The organism is Frankia sp. Cppng1_Ct_nod, from assembly GCF_920656135.1.
Classification (GTDB): domain Bacteria; phylum Actinomycetota; class Actinomycetes; order Frankiales; family Frankiaceae; genus Protofrankia; species Protofrankia meridionalis.
Genome location: NZ_CAKKTK010000058.1, coordinates 1 through 17,243 on the forward strand (window position 1 = coordinate 1; position 17,243 = coordinate 17,243).

At 68.7% G+C, this 17,243-nt stretch carries 20 protein-coding genes; 18 read left to right on the forward strand and 2 right to left on the reverse strand.

From position 1 onward, the window contains the following. The first annotated feature begins 108 nt into the window (after nt 1-108). From NBW77_RS15840 to NBW77_RS15890, 11 genes are all read left to right on the forward strand, one after another. Complete coding sequence (locus tag NBW77_RS15840; protein WP_131747966.1) at nt 109-342, forward strand: RNA-binding protein; 234 nt, start codon at nt 109-111, stop codon at nt 340-342. Beyond that, on the forward strand, nt 314-934 hold the full coding sequence (gene rimM, locus NBW77_RS15845; RefSeq protein ID WP_242606026.1) for a ribosome maturation factor RimM: 621 nt from the start codon (nt 314-316) through the stop codon (nt 932-934). The genes NBW77_RS15840 and rimM overlap by 29 nt, the downstream gene beginning before the upstream one ends. 2 nt (nt 935-936) lie before the next feature. Beyond that, nucleotides 937-1,731, forward strand: a complete 795-nt coding sequence (gene trmD, locus NBW77_RS15850) for a tRNA (guanosine(37)-N1)-methyltransferase TrmD (RefSeq protein ID WP_131747964.1) — start codon at nt 937-939, stop codon at nt 1,729-1,731. Between the two features lie 134 nt (nt 1,732-1,865). Next, nucleotides 1,866-2,222 (forward strand): 50S ribosomal protein L19, encoded by a 357-nt coding sequence (rplS, locus tag NBW77_RS15855; protein WP_131747962.1) that lies wholly within the window; start codon nt 1,866-1,868, stop codon nt 2,220-2,222. Nucleotides 2,223-2,681: 459 nt separating this feature from the next. Beyond that, a complete protein-coding gene (gene lepB / locus NBW77_RS15860; protein ID WP_131748125.1) occupies nt 2,682-3,806 on the forward strand; it encodes a signal peptidase I in 1,125 nt (374 codons plus the stop codon). Then, complete coding sequence (locus tag NBW77_RS15865; protein ID WP_242606041.1) at nt 3,769-4,485, forward strand: ribonuclease HII; 717 nt, start codon at nt 3,769-3,771, stop codon at nt 4,483-4,485. Before lepB ends, NBW77_RS15865 begins: the two co-directional genes overlap by 38 nt. Further along, entirely contained in the window at nt 4,482-4,775 is a 294-nt protein-coding gene (locus NBW77_RS15870) for a DUF2469 domain-containing protein (protein ID WP_131747958.1), read from the forward strand. Before NBW77_RS15865 ends, NBW77_RS15870 begins: the two co-directional genes overlap by 4 nt. Nucleotides 4,776-4,933: 158 nt before the next feature. Continuing rightward, on the forward strand, nt 4,934-5,290 hold the full coding sequence (locus tag NBW77_RS15875) for a YraN family protein (RefSeq protein WP_131748121.1): 357 nt from the start codon (nt 4,934-4,936) through the stop codon (nt 5,288-5,290). After that, nucleotides 5,290-6,828 (forward strand): YifB family Mg chelatase-like AAA ATPase, encoded by a 1,539-nt coding sequence (locus NBW77_RS15880; RefSeq protein ID WP_250279938.1) that lies wholly within the window; start codon nt 5,290-5,292, stop codon nt 6,826-6,828. The genes NBW77_RS15875 and NBW77_RS15880 overlap by 1 nt, the downstream gene beginning before the upstream one ends. After that, nucleotides 6,825-7,967 (forward strand): DNA-processing protein DprA, encoded by a 1,143-nt coding sequence (gene dprA, locus NBW77_RS15885; RefSeq protein WP_131747956.1) that lies wholly within the window; start codon nt 6,825-6,827, stop codon nt 7,965-7,967. The genes NBW77_RS15880 and dprA overlap by 4 nt, the downstream gene beginning before the upstream one ends. Nucleotides 7,968-8,053: 86 nt before the next feature. Continuing rightward, nucleotides 8,054-9,016 carry a tyrosine recombinase XerC gene (locus tag NBW77_RS15890; RefSeq protein ID WP_250279939.1) on the forward strand — a complete coding sequence of 321 codons (963 nt, stop codon included), beginning with the start codon at nt 8,054-8,056 and terminating at the stop codon, nt 9,014-9,016. A 9-nt stretch (nt 9,017-9,025) separates the two neighbouring features. Here NBW77_RS15890 and NBW77_RS15895 read toward each other — a convergent pair whose 3' ends face one another. Continuing rightward, nucleotides 9,026-9,664: a murein hydrolase activator EnvC family protein gene (locus NBW77_RS15895; protein WP_131747954.1), complete on the reverse strand. Its 639-nt coding sequence runs from the start codon at nt 9,662-9,664 to the stop codon at nt 9,026-9,028. Nucleotides 9,665-10,009: 345 nt separating this feature from the next. Between NBW77_RS15895 and rpsB the strand changes: the two genes are divergently transcribed. The 7 genes from rpsB to NBW77_RS15930 all read left to right on the forward strand — a co-directional run bounded on the left by rpsB (nt 10,010) and on the right by NBW77_RS15930 (nt 16,670). Continuing rightward, nucleotides 10,010-10,921 carry a 30S ribosomal protein S2 gene (gene rpsB / locus NBW77_RS15900; protein WP_250279940.1) on the forward strand — a complete coding sequence of 304 codons (912 nt, stop codon included), beginning with the start codon at nt 10,010-10,012 and terminating at the stop codon, nt 10,919-10,921. Nucleotides 10,922-11,114: 193 nt separating this feature from the next. Beyond that, entirely contained in the window at nt 11,115-11,729 is a 615-nt protein-coding gene (gene tsf / locus NBW77_RS15905) for a translation elongation factor Ts (protein WP_131747952.1), read from the forward strand. Between the two features lie 300 nt (nt 11,730-12,029). Then, nucleotides 12,030-12,821, forward strand: coding sequence for a UMP kinase (gene pyrH, locus NBW77_RS15910; RefSeq protein WP_131747950.1), 792 nt, complete (start codon nt 12,030-12,032; stop codon nt 12,819-12,821). After that, nucleotides 12,818-13,375: a ribosome recycling factor gene (frr, locus tag NBW77_RS15915; RefSeq protein WP_131747948.1), complete on the forward strand. Its 558-nt coding sequence runs from the start codon at nt 12,818-12,820 to the stop codon at nt 13,373-13,375. The genes pyrH and frr overlap by 4 nt, the downstream gene beginning before the upstream one ends. Before the next feature lie 126 nt (nt 13,376-13,501). Continuing rightward, the gene (locus NBW77_RS15920; protein WP_502799493.1) at nt 13,502-14,362 is read left to right on the forward strand and encodes a phosphatidate cytidylyltransferase; all 861 of its coding nucleotides are present in this window, start codon (nt 13,502-13,504) and stop codon (nt 14,360-14,362) included. A 48-nt stretch (nt 14,363-14,410) separates the two neighbouring features. Further along, nucleotides 14,411-15,556: a dual-specificity RNA methyltransferase RlmN gene (gene rlmN / locus NBW77_RS15925; RefSeq protein ID WP_131748113.1), complete on the forward strand. Its 1,146-nt coding sequence runs from the start codon at nt 14,411-14,413 to the stop codon at nt 15,554-15,556. Further along, nucleotides 15,543-16,670 carry a CE1 family esterase gene (locus tag NBW77_RS15930; protein WP_165486256.1) on the forward strand — a complete coding sequence of 376 codons (1,128 nt, stop codon included), beginning with the start codon at nt 15,543-15,545 and terminating at the stop codon, nt 16,668-16,670. The genes rlmN and NBW77_RS15930 overlap by 14 nt, the downstream gene beginning before the upstream one ends. A 12-nt stretch (nt 16,671-16,682) precedes the next feature. Here the strand turns inward: NBW77_RS15930 and NBW77_RS15935 are convergent, their stop codons facing one another. Then, nucleotides 16,683-17,141, reverse strand: a complete 459-nt coding sequence (locus NBW77_RS15935; protein WP_131747945.1) for a hypothetical protein — start codon at nt 17,139-17,141, stop codon at nt 16,683-16,685. Nucleotides 17,142-17,243 lie beyond the last annotated feature (102 nt).

The window sequence follows — 17,243 nt, forward strand, 5'->3', positions numbered from 1 at the left end:
AAGCCCGCGACCACCCCCAAGAAGGCCAAGAAAGCCACGGACGAGGCGCCGGCCGGTGAGACGGCGGCGGCGCCTGTGGCGGAGCCGTCCACTCCAGCGGGACAGTAAGTGCTGGAGGCCGCGCTCGAGCATCTTGTCCGAGGCATCGTCGACCACCCGGACGACGTGCACGTAGACATGCAGTCGGGTCGCCGGGGCCGGACTCTTCAGGTTCGTGTGCATCCTGACGATCTCGGCAAGGTCATCGGGCGCGGCGGGCGGACCGCCCGGGCGCTGCGGACGGTCATGGCCGGGGTAGGAGGTCGGGGTCTGCGTGTCGACGTCGTTGACGTCGACCGGTGACGTCGGCGGCCCGCTGACGGACGAGCCGGTCGTGATCGGTCGGATCGGGCGTCCCCACGGTGTGCGTGGGGACGTGACGATCGACGTTCGCACGGACGTTCCCGACCGGCGGTTCGCGACCGGGACAAAGATCAACTGTGACCCGCCGACGGCCACCCCCCTGGTGGTCGCCGGGTCCCGTTGGCATTCCGGACGCCTTCTGGTGCGCTTCGAGGGAGTCGGTGACCGGACCGCCGCGGAGGCCCTGCGTGGGCGTGTCCTCACGATCTCACCCGGCGACGTCGGGCCCGCCGGGGAGGACGGGGACGAGGAGGACTCCGGCGACCTGTGGTGGGACCGCGACCTTGTCGGACTACGCGTGCTGACCCGCGACGGCGTGGATGTCGGCGTGGTCGTCGACGTCGTCCACACCCCCGCTGGTGAACTGCTCGCGATCGGTCTCACCGACGACCGTGAGACGGGTGAGACGCGTGAGACGGGTGAGGTTCGCGAGGTACTTGTCCCGTTCGTAAGGGAGATCGTGCCCACGGTCAACCTTTCGGATCGCCGGATCGTGGTGGACCCGCCGCCGGGCCTGTTCGACCTGGAGTAGCCGTGCGCGTCGACGTCATCACGATTTTTCCCGAGTACCTGAGCCCGCTCGATCTCTCCCTCGTCGGTCGGGCCCGCGCCCGTGGCATCCTCGACGTCCATCTCCATGATCTCCGGCAGTGGGCGAGCGATGTGCACCGGACCGTCGATGACGCCCCGTACGGCGGGGGACCAGGCATGGTGATGCGTCCGGAGCCCTGGTGGGCGGCGCTCACCGAGATCGGCGGGGCTGGCGGGCCCGACCCGGCCATGGGCCGGCGTCCCAGGATCATCGTTCCCACTCCGGTCGGGCGGCCGTTCACGCAGGCCTATGCCGCCAGGCTGGCGGACGAACCGTGGCTGGTGTTCTGCTGTGGTCGTTATGAGGGCATCGACACCCGGGTCATCGAAGAGTGGGCTGACGACGAGATCTCGATCGGTGACTACGTGCTCGCCGGCGGCGAGGTCGCCACGTTGGTAATGCTGGAGGCGGTCACCCGCCTGTTGCCCGGCGTGGTCGGCAATGCCGAGTCCGTCGTGGATGATTCCTTCGCGAGCGGGCTGCTGGAAGCTCCCGTCTACACCCGTCCCCCCGTGTGGCAGGGCCACGAGGTTCCCGCGGTGCTGCGGTCCGGCGACCACGGGGCCATCGGCCGCTGGCGGCGGGACACGGCCCTGCTACGGACCGCGCATCGCCGTCCGGATCTGCTGGAAGCCGTGGACCTGACAGAGCATGACCGTGCGATATGTGCCGAACACGGCATGGGCGACCACGGCACGGCGGGCGGCGCTGACCCGAACGGTCGTGTGGCACAGTAGGATGCGGTGTCCGGCCGTCCGCCCGAGTTGAAACCTCCACGGGCGCGTGGGTGTGGTTCGCGAACGTGGATCACCCCTTTTCGGTTGGGCCGTATCCGATCCAGCCCCGTCATCACCGCGAGAAAGCGACCGCCATGCACACCCTGGACAGCCTCGACGCCGCGTCGCTGAGGACCGACGTCCCGCAGTTCTGGCCGGGCGACACCTTGAAGGTTCACGTTCGTGTCGTCGAGGGCAACCGCCAGCGCATCCAGGTCTTCCAGGGCGTTGTGATCCGCAGGCAGGGCGGTGGGGTCCGTGAGACCTTCACCGTCCGCAAGGTCAGCTTCGGCGTAGGGGTGGAGCGGACCTTTCCGGTCCACAGCCCGGTCGTCTCCAAGATTGAGATCGTGACGCGCGGGGATGTGCGCCGTGCCAAGCTGTACTACCTTCGGGACCTGCGTGGTAAGGCTGCGAAGATCAAGGAAAAGCGTCGGCCGGCCGGACGCTGACGGTTTCTCCGGCGTCCACACGGTGTCCGTGACGATCGCAAGGTCCGCGGTGACGTGCGTGCGGAAGACGACGCATACACGGAACATGCGTGACCGTGTCGCCGCCGGAGCAGTCCGCTCGTCGAAGGCGTCCGAGGGCAGGCCGTTCGCTCAGGCGGTGGCGGCCGGGTGGATGTGTCGCGAGGCGGACAGTCCTGTCTTCGGTCGCTCCAAGGTGGCAGGCGATCGTTCCCGACCAGGTATCCGGGCGATGGTCATCGCATTCGGCCGAGGTCGGCGAACCCATGAGGTGGCGCGGTGAGTGGAGCCGATCACAGCAAGCCGGTACACCGGGGTGGGGCTGTTTCTGCAGACTCCGGAGATGGCGGTGAGGACGTCGAGGTCTCTCGGTCGACCGAAGAGCCCGGTCCTGGTACGGAAGCGGAGTTTCAGGCGGGCAAGCAGGAGGACCCGGGCACGTTGAGCGATGCCAGCCCCCGCCGGGCGGTTACGGCGGCCGCTGTGGGCGACGGTGACGAAACTGCCGTCGACGGGGTCACGGACCGCGGCGCCGAGGACCTCGACGGGGCTTCGGCCCCTGCCCAGCCGGCATCGCGGGGTAGGCGGGGTAGGCGGGGTATTGCGCGAGGCAACCGCGGGCGACGGGGCTCGTTCGCCCGCGAGCTGCCGGTGCTCGTCCTGGTCGCCTTCGTCCTCGCCTTGATCATTAAGGCGTTCCTCGTCCAGGCATTCTGGATACCGACCGTCTCGATGGAGCGCACGCTCCTGGTCAACGACCGGGTACTGGTCAACAAGCTGGTCTACCGCTTCCGGGATGTTCACCGTGGTGAGATCGTCGTGTTCAACGGCGACGGCACCGGTTTCGAGCGGGCGGAAACTGTGATCACTCCGCCGAGCAACGTCTTCTCCCGCGCGTTGCGGTCGGTCCAGGGCATGCTGGGACTCGGTGCCCCCAGCGACAAGGACTTCATCAAGCGGGTCATCGGAGTGGGCGGCGACACGGTGATGTGCTGCGATGCCCAGGGGCGGGTGCTGGTCAACGGCAGGCCGCTCGACGAGCCGTACGTATACGAGAACAGCCCGGTCGGGGCCGGACGCGAGTTCGCCCAGGTAACGGTTCCGCCCGGCCAGCTGTGGGTCATGGGCGACCACCGCAGCGAGTCGTCGGACTCGCGGGTGAACGGCACCATCCCGCAGAGCAAGGTGGTCGGCCGTGCGTTCGTGCGGGTGTGGCCCCTGGACCGAATGGCTTTCCTGAGTCCACCGGACATCTTTGCCGCCGTCCCCCGGGCGATTGCCACGACCGTTCCTCCGGCTGGCGCGGGAGTGCTGGGAGCAGCGGGAGTGACAGCGGGAGGAGTTACCGCGTTGCGGCGGCTGCGGGGCGTATCCGGTGGCCTGTCGCCGCGATCAGGCAGACCGCCGTCCGGAAGGAACACGGGTGAGGACAGGGGCGATGGTGGACCGGCCCGTCCGGATGATTCCTCCGGGCGGTCTGCGGATCGGTCGCCGAACCGTCGGCGGCGACACTCGGTCGGGTCCCCTCCTGCCGTTCACGCCGACCAGCGCGGCGATCCGACATGATGCCGGCCTGTGGGGGTATGAGCGGGCGCTCCGGCGGCGAGGGCTGGCGCCGGTGGCCGGTGTCGACGAGGCCGGTCGTGGGGCCTGTGCGGGTCCGCTCGTGGTCGCGGCTGTCATTCTTCCGGCTGGCCGGTCCCGACGCCTCGACGATCTTGCGGACTCCAAACAGTTGTCGGCGCGGTCCCGCGAACGGGTGTTTGATGAAATACTGTCCGTCGCCCGGGCGTGGGTGACCGTCGTGATCGAGGCTTGCGAGATCGACACTCGAGGTGTCCATGTGGCGAACATCACCGGGATGCGCCGCGCGGTCGCCCGGCTGACCCCGCGGCCCGGGTATGTCCTGACCGACGGGTTCGCTGTGCCGGGGCTGGGAGTCGAAGCTACGGCGGTGCTCAAGGGGGACCAGGTCGCGGCCTGCGTGGCGGCGGCGTCAGTGGTGGCGAAGGTGACCCGGGACCGGATTATGGATGATCTGCACTCATGTCATCCGGAGTACGATTTTGTCCGACACAAGGGGTATGTCACGGCCGGACACGCCACGGCGCTGGCCACCTACGGACCGTCCGAGCAGCATCGGATGTCATATGTCAATGTGGCAGAAGCTCGACGTGAACGACTGTCGCGGCTGGAGGACGCCGTGACACGGACCGGGCTACACAGCGCGACGGAGAGCGCATGAGCGCCGAAGACCTCGAGAAGTACGAGACCGAGATGGAGCTCCAGCTCTATCGCGAGTACCGGGACGTCGTCGGTCTGTTCTCTTACGTGATCGAAACGGAACGCCGCTTCTATCTCGCGAACGACTACCAGATCGACGTCCGGAACAGCGCCGGTGAGGTCTTCTTCGAACTCACCCTGCGTGACGCCTGGGTGTGGGACATGTTCCGGCCCGCGAGGTTCGTGAAGAACGTCCGCGTTGTCACGTTCAAGGACATCAACGTCGAGGAGTTGACCAAGGCGGAACTCTGACGTCTCCCGCGTCAGACCGCCTTCTCCCGCATGGTCCTGCCGGACCTGTGGATGAAATCGGGTTGTCCACAGGTCGTGATCTTCTCTCGCTCTGCTCCGGTCAGCCGGTCACCCTGACCTCCACGGGCGCGTGTGTCGTCCGTGGACGGGAGCGGACGATGCGGGTGAAGGATGCGCTTGGGCGGTTCGGTGAGGACACGGCTGCCCGATATCTGCAGCGGTGTGGGATGGAGATCCTCGACCGCAACTGGCGATGCGCGACGGGCGAGATCGACATCATTGCCCGCGATGGCTCGTGTCTGGTGTTCTGTGAGGTCAAGACCAGGTCCGGCGACCGCTACGGGACGCCGGCGCAGGCCGTGGTGCCAGCGAAGGCGGCTCGCATCCGCCGGGTCGCGGTGCAGTGGCTCCGCGATCACGATCACGATCCGATGGCGCTGCGGTTCGATGTGGTCGAGGTATATCGCAGCCGGACCAGCCCGTTGCGGGTCGAACATCTGCGTGGGGCCTTCTGATGGCGCTGGCGCGAGCGTTGAGCGTTGCTGTGGTGGGGGTTCGTGGGCACCTCGTCGAGGTCGAGGCGGATCTCGCGAACGGGCTGCCGGCCATCACCCTTGTCGGTCTGCCGGACGCGGCACTGCACGAGGCCAGGGACCGCATCCGTGCCGCGATCGTCAACTCGGGTCAGAACTGGCCGAGTCAGCGGATCACAGTGGGCCTCTTTCCCGCGACGCTACCCAAGTCCGGCAGCGGGTTCGACGTGGCAATGGCCGCCGCTGTGCTCGGCGCCGCGGCCACGGTGCCGCCGGAGGCGCTCCGCCACCGGGTACTGCTCGGGGAGCTGGCCCTCGACGGCCGGCTACGGCCGGTCCGCGGGGTGCTGCCCGCGACGATCGCCGCACTCGCCGCCGGCTTCGAGCGCATCGTCGTGCCCGAGGCGAACGGCGCGGAGGCCGCTCTCGTTCCGGGGGCGGTCGTCGAACCGGTGCGGAACCTCGACTGCCTTGTCCGGCTGCTGCGGGGCGAATACGAGCCGAACCCACCCACAGCGATCAGCGCGGACCTCCTGGACTTCAGCGCGGACGGGGCCGGTGACCTCGCCGACGTGGCGGGCCAGGCCCGTGGTCGCCTCGCCGTCGAGGTGGCGGCGGCCGGTGGCCACCACCTGTTCATGCAGGGGCCGCCTGGCAGTGGTAAGACCATGCTGGCCGAGCGGTTGCCGGGCCTGCTGCCCGCGCTCGACACCGAAGCGGCCCTGGAGGTCACTGCGGTGCACTCCGTAGCCGGGCTGCTTCCGGAGGACTGTCCGCTCGTGATCCGCCCGCCTTACCGCAACCCTCATCACTCGGCTACGCCGGCGGCGCTCGTCGGTGCCGGTTCGACGGTGCTGCGGCCAGGGCTGGCAAGCCAGGCCCACCGGGGTGTGCTGTTTCTCGACGAGGCGCCCGAGTTCGCCCGTCCTAGCCTGGACGCGTTGCGCCAACCGTTGGAAAGCGGGGTGATCGAGCTTGCGCGAGCCCGGGTGAGCGCCCGGTTTCCCGCACGTTTTCTGTTGGTGCTGGCAGCAAACCCGTGTCCGTGCGCGCGGGCGAACAATTCCGCGGCCCGGTCCTGCGACTGCCCGAGCCTGGTACGCCGACGTTATCTGTCTCGCCTGTCGGGCCCGCTGCTCGACCGGGTGGACCTGCAGGTCGAGCTCGCCGCGCCGAGCCGTGCGGAGCTGCGGGCGGACTACAGCTATGCCGACACCTCGGCGGTCGCGGCCGAACGCGTCCGGGTGGCGCGGGAGGCGGCGTCCCGGCGGCTGGCAGGGACGCCGTGGCGGACCAATGCCGAGGTCCCCGGTTCCGCCCTCCGCCGGATGTGGCCGCTGCCGGCCGGTACGACCCGACCGGCCGATCGGGCCTTCGAGTCGGGGCAGCTCACCGCGCGTGGCCTGGACCGCGTCCTACGGGTGGCGTGGACCCTCGCGGATCTCGGTGACCTGCCGGGCCCCGGGCCGATGCAGATCGGTATGGCCCTGGACCTGCGCCTGCCAGGGAGGCCGCAATGAGAGGCGATGTCATAACGGATGGTGACAGCGAGAGGCTGGCACGGGCGGCTCTGTCACGTGCGGTCGGGTCGGACAAACCGGGCATCAGCGTCGAGGTGGCTCACCGCGGGGCGGCGGCGGTCTGGGCGGACCTGCGGCACCGTCATCCCGATGTCGATCCCGAAGACGACCTGCGTCTGCTCGCGCGTCTCGGCGGGCGGATCGTCTGTCCGGGTGATTCCGAGTGGCCGGATGCACTGGACGTGCTCGGTCGGATGTCCGCCGCTACACAGGCTGAACCCGGTGAACCGCTCGCGCTGTGGGTTCATGGTTCGGGCAACCTGGGCCAGCTGTGTGAGCGGGCGGTGGCCGTCGTCGGATCCCGCGCGGCGACCGCGTACGGCACGACCGTGGCGGCTGATCTCGCGTCCGGGCTTGCGGACCGGGGCTGGACGGTCGTTTCCGGTGCGGCCTTCGGTATCGATGCGGCCGCTCACCGTGGTGCGCTCGCGGCCGGCGGCCCCACGATCGCTGTCCTTGCCGGCGGTGTCGATGTCGCCTATCCACGGGCACATGCCGACCTGCTCGGGCGCATCCGTGAGAATGGGCTGCTCCTCAGTGAGGCGCCACCGGGTAGCCTGCCGTACCGTGGGCGTTTTCTGACCCGCAACAGGATCATTGCCGGGCTGACCCGGGGGACGGTCCTGGTCGAGGCCGGTCACCGCAGTGGCGCTCTCAACACGGCTCGCCATGCTCGGGGACTCGGGCGTGTGGTCATGGCTGTTCCGGGTCCGGTCACGAGTGCACTGAGCGTTGGATGTCACCGTCTGCTGCGAACCCATCGGGAGCAGACCGTCCTGGTCACCGACGCAGCCGAGGTCTGCGAGGAGATCGGCGTGATCGGTGAGCTTGCCGGGTACTCGCCCGCGCCGACCGGGTTGCGCGATGGCCTGTCCGAGCTGGTACGCCGTCTGCTGGACGTCATGCCGGCACGCGCGTCGGTGGGGGCGGCGGTGTTGGCCGAACGTGTCGGCGAGCGCCCCCAGACGGTGCAGGCGCTGATGGGCCCGCTTGTTGCCGAGGGTCTTGTCGAGCTGCGGGCCGACGGGTACCGCCTGACGGCGCTCGGCCGGGCTCCGTCCGCAACCAACGGTTCTTGACGCGGCGGCGGTTCTTGACGCGGCGGCGGTTGCGGGGCACGGTCGGTCAGGTGGGCGGTACGACGGCTGATCCCGAGGACGTCCCTGTGTCGTGGGACATGGCGATCACCGCGTACCTGCGGTACCTGTCGACCGAGCGGGACCGGTCGGTCGAAACCGTCCGTGCCTACCGGGCCGATCTTGAAAATCTGCGCGAGCACGCGGGCAGGACCGGGCGCGTCGAACTGGCCGATCTCGACCTCGGTGTGTTGCGGAGCTGGCTTGCCCGCATGCGCGCGACCGGCTTTGCCGCCGCCACGCTGGCCCGGCGGGCCTCGGTGGCCCGAGGCTTCAGCGCCTACACGGCCCGCCGTGGGTGGCTGCCCGTCGACGTCGCGGAGCGGCTCGCAAGCCCCCGGCGACCCGCGGCCCTACCGAACGTGCTGACCGCAGCCCAGGCCTGGGATCTGCTGGCGCCGGGCCCGCGGCAGGTGCCTGATAACGCCCCATCCGATGACAACGCCCCATCCGATGGCAACGCCGCAGCCGGACCTCGCGAGCAGGCCGTGGCCGTGCGTGACGCGGCTGTCCTTGAGTTGTTGTACGCGACCGCCGTCCGCGTCGGCGAACTATGTGGTCTCGGTCTGGACGACATCGACGGTGAACGGCGGCTTGTTCGGGTGCGAGGAAAGGGCGGGCGCGAGCGGGCGGTCCCCTTCGGCGTGCCCGCGCACCGAGCGTTGCGGACATGGCTCGACCGTGGACGTCCGGTGCTCGCCGGGACCAGCAGCGGTCGGGCGCTGTTCCTCGGCGTGCGTGGCGGCCGGCTGGACCCGCGAACGGTCCGGCGCATCCTCGACACGCGCCTTGCCGCGGTCGATGGGGTCGGGCCGTTGAGCCCCCACGGGCTTCGGCATTCCGCTGCAACGCATCTTCTGGAAGGCGGTGCGGACCTCCGTTCGGTCCAGGAGCTCCTGGGCCACGCCAGCCCCGCCACGACGCAGATCTACACCCATGTCACGCCCGAACGGCTGCGTGCCGCATTCGAGCAGGGGCACCCACGGGCGTGATGGGCGCTCTTATCCGATGGGCAGCAGTCTTGGCGGGCCGTGTAACAGGCTGAGCGGGTCCAGGTAGCGCGACCCTTCGAGCAGGCCCCAGTGCAGGCAGGCGTTCGCGCGACACCCAGGATGGGCGGCCACCAGATGGCCGATGACCTGCCCGGAGATCACCGACTGGCCCGCCGCGACGACCGGATCCACCGGCTCGTAGGTCGTCCGCAGCGGACCATGAACGACTGTGATCACGCCGCGTCCGGCGATCAGCCCGGCGAACGAGACGGTTCCCGACCCGGCCGCGCGTACCGCCGCGCCCGGGACCCCTTCCAGGTCGACCCCGCGGTGGCCGGGGCCGTACGGAGTCAGGGGCGGAGCGAAGCCTCGGTCGACGATCAAGGGTGGGTCCAGTGGTGCTCGCCAGGCGGCAACCAGTGAGATCGGCGTCCGGCGGGCGGACGTTACCGGGTCGGTCGGTGGCGCTGGGCTGGTCGACGGAGCCGAGTTCGCGTCGCGGGAGCCGGCAGCCGGTAACGATGCGAGGGATGAGGCTGCGCGGGTGCCGTAACCGGCCACTGGGTGCGGCCAGCGGGTGGCCACGAGGACGATCAGCACGGTCGCGACGAGGAGGGCAAGGGACCGGTGCCGAGGCGGCGGGATCATGGTAGCTCCTGGCATCCTTGGGGGCCCGCCGGCGAGGTTACGGGCCTGTATGTCCACGGTGACCGCACCACGGCTCCCGGGTCACGCGTGGGCCCGCGGCTGTGGACAACCCGCCGGGGCGTTCCGTTGGGGTGGGCGTAGGATTGGGCCACGGCTCGTGCCGTCGAGCTGAATACGCACGCCCTTTCCTCGCGGGCCTTTGCGGCATGGCGGGGAAGGCTTCCTCGGTCCACCGTTTCCTTGCGGTGGTTGGGACCAACAGGGCGTCAGGGGCCCCGATCGCCGGTCGGGGCCTGGAACCGAGGTGTGCCGGTACCTCCCGGCGCAGGAAGGGAGCGACGAGCCATGGCCGTCGTCACCATGAAGCAGCTGTTGGAAAGTGGTGTGCACTTCGGGCACCAGACGAAGCGCTGGAACCCGAAGATGAAGCGTTTCATCTTCACGGAACGCAACGGCATCTACATCATCGACCTCCAGCAGACGCTGTCCTACATCGACCGCGCCTACGACTTCGTGAAGGAGACCGTCGCGCACGGTGGCACCGTGTTGTTCATCGGTACCAAGAAGCAGGCTCAGGAAGCCATTGAGGAACAGGCCGCGCGGGTCGGCATGCCCTATGTCAAGGAGCGCTGGCTCGGTGGCATGCTCACGAACTTCTCCACGGTCTACAAGCGTCTCCAGCGGCTGAAGGAGCTTGAGGAGATCGAGCTGACCGGCGGCACGGAGGTCCGGACCAAGAAGGAACAGCTCGTTCTCTCCCGGGAGAAGGCCAAGCTTGAGCGCACTCTTGGTGGTATCCGTGACATGACCCGGGTGCCGAGCGCGGTCTGGGTGGTCGATACCAAAAAGGAGCACATCGCCGTCGGTGAGGCCCGCAAGCTGGGTATCCCGGTTGTGGCGATTCTGGACACGAACTGCGACCCGGACGAGGTCGACTACCCGATTCCGGGTAACGACGACGCGATCCGCAGTGCCACCCTGCTGACCCGGGTGGTGGCGGACGCCGTGGCCGAGGGGCTCAGGTCCCGCGCCGGTGGGTCGACATCGGTGGACGCCAAGCCTGAGGTTGCCTCCGGCGCGGAGCCGCTGACCGAGTGGGAGCAGGAACTGCTACGGGGTCAGGGTTCCGTCTCCGAGGAGACGACGGCCACCACCCCCACGGCGGAGCCAGCGGCCAGCAGCCTTGAGCAGAACGGGTCCGGCCAGGTCGATGCCGACTCCGTCGCCGCTGTGGCTGCCGGCACCGTCCGAGTCTGAAAAGCCCCTTGGCGTAAGGCCGTACAGGCAGCCCGCCGGCCTGACCGGAACGTGTCGGCGGGCAGCCTGCCGGTAGCCGGGGTCCCACCGGACCTGCGACCGGATGCCCGTGCGCACTGCGCGGCATCGACAGTTCGCGTAAGACCCCTAGCTTCCCCAAACACCAGCAGCCGGACGGAACGAGAAGAGCACCATGGCAGAGATCACAGCCGCTGACATTCGAAAGCTCCGGGAACTCACCGGTGCTGGGATGAGCGACGTCAAGAAAGCGCTTGTCGAGAACGACGGCGACTTCGAGAAGGCCAAGTCGTGGCTGCGGGAGAAGGGCTTGGCCCAGGTTGCCAAGCGGGCCGGGCGCAGTGCGTCCAACGGGCTGGTCGAGTCGTATCTGCACAAGACCGACCCCCAGCTGCCGCCCACGATCGGCGTTCTTCTGGAACTGAGGTGCGAAACCGACTTCGTGGCGAAGACCGACCAGTTCAAGCAGCTCGGACGGGACATCGCGCAGCACATCGCGGCTGCGGATCCGCTTTATGTCACCGCGGAGCAGATCCCGAACGAGGTTCTCGAGCAGGAAAAGAAGATCTACGAGGCCGCGGCGCGTGAGGAGGGCAAGCCCGACCAGGCTATCCCGAAGATTGTGGACGGTCGTCTGAACGGGTACGTGAAGTCGGTCGTCCTGCTTGAGCAGGCGTGGGTCAGGGACGGCAAGCTCACGATCCGTGCGCTGCTTGAGCAGGCGGGATCCTCGCTCGGAGAGAAGATCGAGGTTGGCCGGTTCGCCCGGTTCAACGTCAAGCAGGCCTGACCGCGTCAAGGGGTGTGCTCCCCGGACGGCTTCCTGGGCTGTTCCTGGGTACCGGACCACGGTGAAGACCGGGGATCATGCCTTGGCTGGCGCCGCAGCTGGTGACCGATGCTCGCGGCGGCGCTTTGTCCGGACTGCCCCGGGCCGTGCTCCCTGCGGTGTGCCCGTCAAATAAACCGGATGTGTTGGCTGGCATTTTGCCGCCTCGTCGGGTGGGGCAGACCGCTGCTGGTGGGGCAGACTGCATGTCAGTGCACATCCACCGGCCGATGATCGCGGCCGACGGCGAAGGGGCCGCTCGTGACCGAAAACGCCACCAGGGATGCCGACACTCCGGCCGGTTGCGAGGTCGCAGAGCCACGTTGGCGGCGTGTGCTGCTGAAGTTGTCCGGTGAGGCGTTCGCCGGGGGTGAGCCCCTCGGTATCGATCCGGACACGGTGGCGACGATCGCCCGTCAGATAGCCGACGTCAGTCGGACCGGTATCGAAATCGCGATCGTGGTCGGCGGAGGCAACATGTTCCGCGGTCAGAAACTCGCCGAGGGCGGTGTCGACCGGGCGAGGGCCGACTACATGGGGATGCTTGCGACCGTGGTCAACTGCCTCGCGCTCCAGGACGTCCTGGAGCGCGAAGGGGTGGTGACGCGGGTCCAGACGGCGATCGCGATGGGACAGGTCGCAGAGCCCTATCTGCCGTTGCGGGCCATCCGGCACCTGGAGAAGGGCCGTGTGGTCATCTTCGGGGCAGGGTTGGGGGCGCCGTTCTTCTCGACCGACACCACCGCCGCGCAACGCGCTCTGGAGATCAAGGCACAGGCTGTTCTCAAGGCCACCAAGGTCGATGGTGTGTACGACGCCGACCCGGCAACCAATCCCCACGCGGTTCGGTTCGACACGCTCGTCTACGGTGAGGTGCTCGCGCGTGGGCTGAAGGTCATGGACGCCACGGCTATCAGCCTGTGTATGGACAATCAGCTGCCGATCGTGGTTTTCGACCTGCTGACGGAAGGCAACATACTGCGAGCCGTTCGCGGTGAGAAGATCGGCACCCTGGTCGGTGCGGACGAGGGTGGGACGGAAGGACGACGGTGATCGACGACGTGCTCCTCGAAGCAGAGGAGAAGATGGACAAGGCGGTCCTGGTTGCCAAGGACGACTTTGCCAACATCCGAACGGGGCGGATCACCCCGTCGGTGTTCTCGAAGGTTCTCGTCGACTACTACGGTGCGCTGACGCCGGTGAACCAGCTGGCTTCGTTCCACATCCCGGAGCCCAGGATGGTGATCATAACGCCGTATGACAAGAGCTCGCTGGCAGCCGTTGAGAAGGCTGTCCGGGATTCCGACCTCGGTGTGAACCCGAGCAACGACGGCACGATCATCCGCTGTGTCTTTCCCGAACTCTCCGAGCAGCGCCGACGTGACCTGGCAAAGGTCGCCAGGACCAAGGCCGAGGAGGCGAGGGTCAGCATCCGCAACGTGCGCCGCCACGGTAAGGACGCCATCGACCGCATCGTCCGCGACGGGGACGCCGGTGAGGACGAGGGCCGGCGCGCGGAAAAGGACCTGGACGAGGCGACGCACCGTTATGTCAGCCAGGTGGATGAGCTGTTGCGACACAAGGAGTCGGAGCTGCTGGCGGTCTGACCGACACCGACAGCCGACTACCGCCGTCGTTGCAGTGAGCGGAACAGGCCTGAGAGCCGTGTCGTCTGCACCCACCGCCCCGGCCGGTGGGAGAAGAGTCTGGCCGGGGCTTTGGGTGGCCGTGTCGTGACGGGCACCGGGCAGGCGGCCCAGGAGCCCCGGGCCCGCAGGATGCGGGCCGGCCGGGACCTTCCCGCTGCGATCATTGTCGGAGTCGGGCTTGGCCTGATCATTGTTGTCCCCTTGTATGCCGCCCGACCGTTGTGGATCGTCGTTGTCTGTGCCGCGGTGTCGGTCGGTATGTTCGAGCTGGTCAGGGCGCTGCGGCTGAGCGGGCGGAATGTGGGGCTGGCGCCGCTCGCGGTAGGAGCGGCGGCGATGCCGGCCGTGGCGTACGTCACCGGCGTCAGCGGCCTCATGGTGATGTTGGCCGTGACAGTCCTCGTGGCGATCGCCTGGCGCCTCACGTCCGGGGGGGACGACCATCTACTTCTTGACGTGTCGGCCGCCGCCTTCTGCGCGGCCTACGTGGGTCTTCCGGCCGGCTTCACAGCACTGTTGAGCAGCCCGCCGGACGGTCCTCGGCGGGTCACAGCCTTTCTGGCCACCGCCGTGGCGAGCGACATCGGCGGCTATGCGGCAGGTGTGCTCTCGGGTGGTCGGCACAAGCTCGCCCCGAACGTCTCCCCGGGAAAGTCGTGGGAGGGCTTTGCCGGATCCACCATCGCCTGTGTGCTTGTCGCGAGCGTGGCGATGGCCGGAACCCTGCACGCGGCCATCTGGCAGGGGATGGTGCTGGGTCTTGCGGTCGTGTGTACCGCGACCGTCGGCGACCTTGGCGAGTCGCTGCTCAAACGCGATATCGGGGTCAAGGACATGGGCACCCTGCTGCCCGGGCACGGCGGGATCATGGATCGGTTGGACTCGGTGCTGTGCACGGCTCCCGTGGCCTGGTTGCTGATCACGGCCTTCGTCCCCTCGTCGTGACCCCGGTGGCATCGGTGGCATCTGGTGCCCTGGCAGACTGGACAGGCCATGGCTATTTTCTCCGCCGCTTCCGAATCGCTGCCGGTTGTCAGCGGCAACCGGACCCGTCCGCCCCGTCATCTCGCCGACCTGACCGCCTCGCAACGGCGTGAGGTGGCGGTGTCACTCGGCGAGCCGGGTTTTCGTGCGGACCAGATCGCGCGGCACTATTTCGCCCGGCACCTCGACGCCGATGACGCCGACGCGATGACGGATCTTCCGGCAGCGTCCCGCGCGGCGCTTCTCGGCGCGTTGCTGCCCGTACTGCTGACTCCCGCGAATGTTGCGACCTGTGATGGCGGTGACACGCGAAAGACACTTTGGAAGGCCTTCGACGGGGTGCTCGTCGAGTCGGTCCTGATGCGTTATCCCGACCGTGCCACGGTCTGCGTGTCCAGCCAGGCCGGATGCGGGATGGGCTGTCCCTTCTGCGCCACCGGTCAGGGCGGGCTCACCCGCAACCTGTCCACCGCGGAGATTGTCGAGCAGGTGGTCGCAGCCGCCCGGGTGCTCGCCCGCGGGGAGCTTTCCGGCGGTCCGGCGCGGTTGTCGAATGTGGTGTTCATGGGCATGGGCGAGCCGTTGGCGAACTACGCGACAGTGATCGGGGCCCTGCGGGTCCTCAGTGACCCGCCTCCGGCGGGCCTGGGCCTTTCGGCCCGTTCGATCACGGTGAGTACCGTTGGGCTGGTACCGGCGATGCGGCGGCTGGCCGGCAGTGGTCTTCCGGTCACCTTGGCGGTGTCGTTGCACGCGCCCGACGACGAACTGCGCGACCGTCTGGTGCCGGTGAACCGGCGCTGGCCCGTGGCTGAGGTACTTGCCGCCGCGTGGGAGTACGGCGAGACGACCGGACGCCGGGTCAGCATCGAGTATGCATTGATCGATGATGTCAACGACCAGCCGGAACGCGCCGACGCGCTGGCCGGGCTGCTGACCGGCAGGCTCGCGCATGTCAACCTGATCCCGCTCAATCCCACTCGTGGGGTGTCCTGGCAGGCCAGTGAACGACGCCGGGAGCGCGAGTTCGTCCGCCGACTGCGGTCGAGGGGTATTGCCGCGACCGTTCGCGATACCCGAGGTCGGGAGATCGCGGCAGCCTGCGGACAGCTCGCCGCCGATGAGGCGGACGGGAGTGGCCATGCCACCGGGTGACCGCCGCTCGTCCCGCAGGGCCGCGTCCAGGCGGCGAGGCAACCCGGTGTGGGTCCCGGTGACCGCCGCGGCCGGGGCCATAATGATCATTATTGGTTTGATCATGTATCTCGGCGGTGGCGACGGCACCAGCGCCACCTCGGCCGCGCGGACGGCCGCCGCGGGCGCCACCGCAAGCGCGGCAGCTTCCCACGGTGACTCCGGAGGGTCCCGAGCGCCGTCGCCGTCGCCGGTCCTGGTGAGTGGTTGCATGACGGGGAAGAGTATTGCGGCAGGCTCGAGCCAGCAGTCACTCACGGTCGCTGGGGTCGCCCGCACCTATCAGCTGGCTGTTCCCGCGCCGGACACCCGGGCGAAGGCACTGCCGTTGGTGGTGGGCTTTCACGCGTTCGGGGAGAACGCCTCCGCACTGGAGCGTTACGCCCACCTGGCTGAAATCGGCACCAAGTCCGGTTTCGTCATCGTCGTACCGGATGGGGCGAACGGCAGGTGGAACTTCATGCGCCGCGTGGCGATCGGGCCGGACGACGTGGCGTTCGTGTCCGCGATCGTCAACGATCTGACCGCGCGGATGTGTCTGGACCCCCGTCGGATGTTCGCCACCGGCCTGGGGGACGGCGCCGACATGGCGGTGACGGCGGCATGCGCACTGACGGGGACGTTTACCGCAGTCGTTCCCGTGGCATCCGCGGTGATGCCGGCCAGCTGCCCGGCGCCCGCGCCCAGCCTGTTCGCTATCAGTGGCACGAGTGACCCGGTGACGCCGCTGGAGGGTGGAGGAACGGATCGCCCCGCACCCTTCGACGGCACGCAGGCTCAACCGATGCGGGTCCGCCTCGATCGTTACGCCGGGTTCGTGGGGTGCTCCCCGGCGAATTCCTGGGTGCGGGACACGAGTTCGATCCAGCGGTTGGTCTACACGGCATGTCCGAACGGACGGGACGTGGGACTGTTGGCCGTTCAGGGGGGTGGCCACTCCTGGCCCGACCCCGACGCCGACCCGCCGAAAGGGGTGCAGCGGGCGCAGTTCAGCGCCACCCGGGTTGCCCTGGCCTACTTCCAGGGGCATGCGGCTCCGGCGCCCGCCACCCAGCCCCCGGGGGCGACCGGGTAGTGGGTCTGCGGATCAGCCGTCGTGTTCGCAGCCGATTGACAGATGCGCCACTGTCTCCCAGGCGATGAACTCGCACTGCCCCGGGTGGACCCGCCGGGTCACGCGGTTCTGGCGGTCCTCGACGTCCAGTGGGGTACGCACGGTGGGGTCGGTGGCCTGCCGGTGAGCCCAGGCGTGGGCGGTATCCCAGTCGTTGAAGGAGCCCAGGACCTCCCCGTCGGAGTCGTACACATGGAAACGTCTGGTCCGGGTGGTTGCGGGCCGGATGGGCAGGCGGTGATCTCCTGAGCCGGAGTACCCGACGGGCGGCTCACCGTGGGCGTCCGGCGGGGTCGCGCCAGCCCCTTGTCGGATGGAACCGACGCGGGGCGGATACGACATCGCGTGATGCAGGGGAGCGGGCGCCCGACGGGACGCCGGTGGTCGATTCGGGTGGTGGCAGGCGATGCGCGTGCTGTCGGGTGTGGGCACGGTCGGCCTCCTGGGTAGCGGGTGACGCCGGTCGGTGCGCCCGGATCCAGGCCGTGTGGCCGTTGCCTCCGCGGCCGTTATGCCCGCGGCCGTTGTGCCCGG